1 protein-coding gene is annotated in these 208 nt (G+C 70.2%); it reads left to right on the forward strand.

Features of this window, described 5'->3' with window-relative positions; genetic code table 11:
- A partial coding sequence (locus GM655_RS23135; protein ID WP_229632708.1) for a hypothetical protein occupies positions 1–208 on the forward strand: 208 nt, incomplete at both ends.

Raw genomic sequence — 208 nt, forward strand, 5'->3', positions numbered from 1 at the left:
GGCGGCCTGGGCCGTGATGCTGCTCGGTGTGCTGCCGCCTGGTGGAGGTGTCCGTGGCCGTTGTGCCGCTGCTCGATGCGTTGCTGCCTGGTGGAGGTGTCCGTGGCCGTTGTGCCGCTGCTCGATGGGCTGCTGCCTGGTGGAGGTGTCCGTGGCCGTTGTGCCGCTGCTCGATGGGCTGCTGCCTGGTGGAGGTGTCCGTGGCCGT

Origin of the sequence: Pseudoduganella danionis (assembly GCF_009720775.1) — a bacterium.
Taxonomy (GTDB): Bacteria; Pseudomonadota; Gammaproteobacteria; order Burkholderiales; family Burkholderiaceae_D; genus Rugamonas; species Rugamonas danionis.